Annotated in this window: 4 protein-coding genes; 1 reads left to right on the top strand and 3 read right to left on the bottom strand. The window is 69.0% G+C overall.

The window, feature by feature from the left end:
• Positions 1 to 150: 150 nt before the first annotated feature.
• Positions 151 to 588 carry a DUF4870 domain-containing protein gene (locus tag K0M70_RS08295; protein WP_290781331.1) on the bottom strand — a complete coding sequence of 146 codons (438 nt, stop codon included), beginning with the start codon at positions 586 to 588 and terminating at the stop codon, positions 151 to 153.
• 96 nt (positions 589 to 684) lie between these two features.
• Positions 685 to 2043, bottom strand: coding sequence for a metalloprotease PmbA (gene pmbA, locus K0M70_RS08290; protein ID WP_290781330.1), 1359 nt, complete (start codon positions 2041 to 2043; stop codon positions 685 to 687).
• A 35-nt stretch (positions 2044 to 2078) separates the two neighbouring features.
• On the opposite strand from pmbA, the gene yjgA reads away from it, so the two are divergent.
• Positions 2079 to 2675 (top strand): ribosome biogenesis factor YjgA, encoded by a 597-nt coding sequence (gene yjgA / locus K0M70_RS08285; protein ID WP_290781329.1) that lies wholly within the window; start codon positions 2079 to 2081, stop codon positions 2673 to 2675.
• Between the two features lie 5 nt (positions 2676 to 2680).
• On the opposite strand, the gene tldD is transcribed toward yjgA, so the two are convergent.
• Positions 2681 to 4123 (bottom strand): metalloprotease TldD, encoded by a 1443-nt coding sequence (gene tldD / locus K0M70_RS08280; protein ID WP_290781328.1) that lies wholly within the window; start codon positions 4121 to 4123, stop codon positions 2681 to 2683.
• Between the last annotated feature and the right edge of the window lie 33 nt (positions 4124 to 4156).

The following is a 4156-nucleotide window of genomic DNA, read 5'->3' as shown; positions in this document are numbered from 1 at the left end:
GTCACTTCCTGCGATTTAAAAGGCCCTGCCATGAGCAGGAAGTGACCCTCGCTTCCGCGGTGGCGCCGGCACCGTGTGCGTCCCAGCACCGGGTGAAGAACAAAAAAAGGCGGCCCGCGAGGGCCGCCTTCTTGATGGGCTGCGGGTGGCTTACTTCACCAGGCGCAGCGTCATCGGGTAGCGGTAGGCGACGCCGTCCTTGGCCTTCAGCGACGCGATGATGATCAGCACCAGCGCACCGATGCCGACGATGATCATGATCGGCACCGCGATCAGCAGGCCGATGCCCAGCGTGACGATGGAGAAGACCGTCAGCGCCACCATGATGATGGCGATGGTGATGTTGAAGTTCAGCGCTTCCTTGCCCTGGTTGTCCACGAACGGCATCGTGTCTTTCTTGACCAGCCAGATCACCAGCGGGCCGATGAACGTGCCCCAGCCGCCGAAGGCGCTGGTGAGCAGGCCGCCCAGCAGGGCCGACAGGTGGGCGAACATGGCCCACATGCGCTCGTCTTCGGAGATGGTGCTGGTCATCGGCGGGGGCATGTCGCCCATCGGCGGAGGCGTGTTTTCCATCGGGTCGGACATTGGTTTTCCCCTTACGTTGCGGTCGGCATTCCGCCTCGCGGCGGGTTTATCGACCACTGTCACGCCTTGTGAAGACACTGTCAAGGCAACCGCGCGTCACGCCTCGCCGGCCACCATCATCCGGCCCACCAGGATCGAGCCCACGGCAACGTGCGAACGGCGGTCCACGTCGGCACCCACTGCTTCGATGGCCTGGAAGATGTCCTGCATGCGCCCGGCGATGGTGAGTTCGTCCACCGGATGCGCGATTTCGCCGTTCTCGATCCAGAAGCCGGCCGCGCCGCGCGAGTAATCGCCCGTCACGTTGTTGGCGCCCTGCCCCATCAGTTCAGTCACCAGCAGGCCCCGGCCCATGCCGCGCGCCATGTCCTTCAGGCCATCGGCATTGGCCGTGACTTCCAGGTTGTGCACGCCGCCGGCGTTGCCCGTGCTCTGCAGCCCGAGCTTGCGCGCCGAATAGCTGCCCAGCAGGTAACGCGCCAGCACGCCGTCGCGCACGATGTCCGAATCCACCGTGGCCACGCCCTCGGCGTCGTACCCGGCCGAGCGCAGGCCGCGCATGATGTGCGGGCGCTCCACCAGGTTGAACCACGGCGGCAGGATGCGCTGGCCCGCGTGGTCGAGCAGGAAGCTGGCGCGGCGGTACAGCGCGCCGCCGGAGATGGCGCCCAGCAGATGGCCGATCAGGCTGCGCGCCATTTCCGGCGCGAACAGCACCGGGTAGTCGCCGGTCTTAATGGGCCGCGGGTCCAGCCGCGCCACGGTGCGTTCGGCGGCCTTGCGGCCCACCTGCACCGGCGACTCCAGGTCGTCGGGCGACAGACCGCTGGAATACCAGTAGTCGCGCTGCATGGCGTCACCGCTGCCGGCAATCAGCGACAGGCTCAGCGAATGGCTGGTGCTGCGTTCGGCGCCCACGAAGCCGTGGCTGTTGGCGTACACCGACACGCTTTCACCGCTGTGCATGCCGGCGCCGTCGGAGTTGGCGATGCGGGCATCGGCGGCGCGGCCGGCCGCCTCGGCTTCCACCGCCAGGGCAATGGCCCGGTCGGCGTCCAGCGCCCAGGGGTGCCAGCCGTCGAACTCGCGCAGGTCGCGGGCCATGCGGTCGGCATCGGCCAGGCCGGACGCCGGGTCGGCTTCGGTATGGCGGGCGATGGCGCAGGCCATCTCCACCGTGGACGCCAGGCTGGCCGGCTGCAGGTCGGCGGTGCTGGCGCTGCCCTTGCGCTGGCCGAAGTAAACCGTAACGCCGACGCTGCGGTCCTGGGTGCGCTCCACCGTCTCCACCTCGCCCATGCGCACGTTCACCGACAGGCCACTGTCCTCGCCCACGGCCACTTCGGCCTGGCTGGCGCCCAGCGCGCTGCACTGGCGCAGGACATCGCGGGCCAGGCCCGAAAGCCGGTCCAGCCGGGCCAGGGAATCGTCGGAAGCTGCGGTGAGGGTGGTCATGGGCGTATCCTTTCGCTCCGGGTAGGCGGTGAAGCATGCATAGCGACGATCAATTCGAAGAAGAAGAGGATTTCGGCCCCAGCCGCAGCGAACAGCGCCGCGAAGCGCTGGGCGTGCTGACGCTGGCCCTGCAGCTGGTGCAGCAGAGCGACGCGCGCATCGGCCAGATCCCCATGGACGAGGACCTGCGCAAGCTGGTGCTGTCGACCAAGCGGATCACCGCCCAGATCGCCCGCAAGCGCGCCGTGCAGTACCTGGCCAAGATGATGCGGCGCGAGGAAGACGACGCCCTGCAGGCCATCCGCGCCGCGATCGACCACGACAAGGTCGAGGGCCGGCGCGAGGCCGCCCAGCTGCACCGCGTCGAGTACTGGCGCGACCGGCTGGTGGCGCTGGGTGACGAAGCGCTGTCGGACCTGCTGCTGGAATACCCCGCCGGCGACCGCCAGCAGCTGCGCCAGCTGGCGCGCAACGCGCAGCAGGAAAAGCTGAAGAACAAACCCCCGCATTCGTCGCGCGAACTGTTCCGTGAGCTGCGCGAGCTGATCATGGCGGGCGTGGCCGGCGACGCCGCGGCCGACACCGACCTGGACGACGACACCGACCTGCCCGGCGAAGCCGACCGCTTCTGAGGGCATCACGCCCGCGTGCCGCCGATGGTCATCGCGTCGATCTTCAGGGTGGGCTGGCCCACGCCCACCGGCACGCTCTGGCCGTCCTTGCCGCAGATGCCCACGCCTTCGTCCAGCGCCAGGTCGCGGCCGACCATGCTCACGCGGGTCATGGCCTCGGGGCCGTTTCCGATCAGCGTGGCGCCCTTCACCGGCCGCGTGATCTTGCCGTCCTCGATCAGGTAGGCCTCGGTGGCCGAGAACACGAACTTGCCGCTGGTGATGTCCACCTGGCCACCGCCGAAGTTGGGCGCGTACAGGCCCTTCTTCACCGACGCGATGATCTCGGCCGGGTCGTAGTTGCCGGCCAGCATGTAGGTGTTGGTCATGCGCGGCATCGGCAGGTGGGCGAAGCTTTCGCGCCGGCCGTTGCCGGTGGGCGCCATGCCCATCAGGCGCGCGTTGTGGGTGTCCTGGATGTAGCCGCGCAGGATGCCGTCCTCGATCAGCGTGGTGCACTGCGTGGGCGTGCCCTCGTCGTCGATGTTGAGTGAGCCGCGGCGACCGGCCAGCCTGCCGTCGTCGACGAAGGAGACGCCCGGCGCGGCCACGCGTTCACCGATGCGGCCGGCGTACACCGACGTGCCCTTGCGGTTGAAGTCGCCTTCCAGGCCGTGGCCCACCGCTTCGTGCAGCAGCACGCCCGGCCAGCCCGGGCCCAGGACCACCGGCAGCGTGCCGGCCGGCGCTTCCACCGCATCCAGGTTCACCAGCGCCTGGCGCAGCGCTTCGCGCGCCACGGCCTGCGGCCGGCCTCCGGAAAAGAGTTCGGCGTAGCCGTAGCGGCCACCGGCGCCGGAATAACCCTGTTCGCGCCGGACGTCCTGCTCAACGATCACCTGCACGTTGAAGCGCACCAGCGGCCGCACGTCCGACGCCAGCTTGCCGTCGCTGCTGGCCACCAGCACGGTGTCCACGCCGCCGGCCAGGCTGACGATGACCTGCTTCACGCGCGGGTCCTGTGCTCGCAGCCACTGGTCCACTTCGCGCAGCGTCTGGATCTTGAGGTCGGTGGCCATTTCGTCGATCGGGTCCACCGGCGCATACAGCGCGCGGCCCGGCACCACCACGCGCTGGCCGCCGGCCGCGCTGGCGCCGCTGCGGCTGATGGCGCGCGCCGCGCCGGCCGACTCCAGCAGCGCGTCGGCGCGGATGTCGTCCGAATACGCGAAGCCGGTTTTTTCGCCGCTGACCGCCCGCACGCCCACGCCCTGTTCGATCGAGTGCGAACCGTCCTTGACGATGCCGTCTTCCAGGCTCCAGCCCTCGCGCCGGCTGTGCTGGAAATACAGGTCGCCGTAGTCCACGCCCGGGCCCATCAGCCGGCCAAAGGCCGTGTCCAGTGCGTCAAGACCCAGGCCGGTGGGGGTGAGGAGCCGCGCTTGGGCGAGTTGCAGGGTGTTTGGCATGGTCACTTGGGTTGATGGGCTCGGTTTTATCTT

Origin of the sequence: Arenimonas sp., assembly GCF_019459675.1 — a bacterium.
In the GTDB taxonomy this organism is placed as follows: Bacteria; Pseudomonadota; Gammaproteobacteria; order Xanthomonadales; family Xanthomonadaceae; genus Arenimonas.
Note: the sequence above shows the minus strand (reverse complement) of the source record. Positions and strands in the feature narration are given on the sequence as shown.